Annotated in this window: 1 protein-coding gene; it reads right to left on the reverse strand. The window is 40.3% G+C overall.

Features of this window, described 5'->3' with window-relative positions; genetic code table 11:
* The coding region (locus EI164_RS16220) for a TonB-dependent receptor (protein ID WP_192521004.1) at positions 1–1,171 on the reverse strand (1,171 nt) is incomplete at both ends.

The raw sequence follows: 1,171 nt of genomic DNA on the forward strand, positions 1-1,171 counted from the left end.
ATCGTTGCTGAAAGCATAAATGTACGCGGATCACCTAAGGCAAGATCGTTGTAAGATGCCGTTGTCCAGTATGCCTTATTCATCACGTTATCAACACGTGCTCGAATGGTAAGAGGGGTTTGATTAACAGAAGTTAGATAACGTGCTCCAATATCGTATGTGGTGTGACCTGGTAACGACTGTATATTATCATTTTCAAGATATTGTTTAGATACGGCATTTGCATTCGCTGTTAGCGTTAGATTTTCTATAAAAGGTAAATCCCACTCTGCCCCAATTTTAGATTGCCACTTTGGAACACCTGCAGCTTGATTGCCTTCATTAACACCATCATTTGTTTTAGTTAACTTCGCATCAATATAGGTAATACCACCCATCAAGCGTACACTCTCAGCAGGCGAGCCAAAGAACCCCCACTCTACACCTCGATTACGCTGTTCACCAGCATAAGAGAAAACATTGGTATCTGTATCGGTATAACTATTGGGTTTTTCAATTTCGTAGAGACTAAGGGTATGAGTAAACTCGCCACGATCCATTTTTATTCCTATTTCCTTTTGTTTCGTTTTATAAGGAGCAAATATTTCACCTGAATTTTCTGCACTTGTTGGTGCTGTAGCGCCTTTGCTTAGTCCTTCTATATAGTTCGCATACAAAGAAGTTTGATCTGTCATTTTTGTAAGAAACGCCACTGACGGCGTTATAGCGCTTTCATCATACTTAGTACCTGAGGATAAGATACCTCCCGTTTGTTCTGTTTCTAGCTGCTGATACCGAGCACCTAAGGTGAGTTGGTATTTATCCTGATCAAACGATAAAGTGTCTGCAATTCCGTAGCTGGTCAAATTTGTGTCAGTCGTCAATAACAACGGCACATCAAAGTTTAGGCTAGGTGTTTCCCATACTGGATTATAAATATTAGTGTCATATGTATAAGTGGCGTCAAAGGACTTAGCATTTAAATTGTACTCTTCATTGTAACGGGTAACATTCGCCGCAAGCTGATGCTCAATAGCTCCTGTCGAAAAATTGCTGTTCAGCCCTACTTCCATAGAGACTCTTTCATTATCATCAGCAACGTATCCAATCGTCGTATTTATATCTCCGTCAGAATTATATACCTGCGCCTTTGCTGCACTGAGCCCTTTAAACTCCATTTTATTAGCACCTA

This window comes from Psychrobacter sp. FME13, from assembly GCF_014861395.1.
Classification (GTDB): domain Bacteria; phylum Pseudomonadota; class Gammaproteobacteria; order Pseudomonadales; family Moraxellaceae; genus Psychrobacter.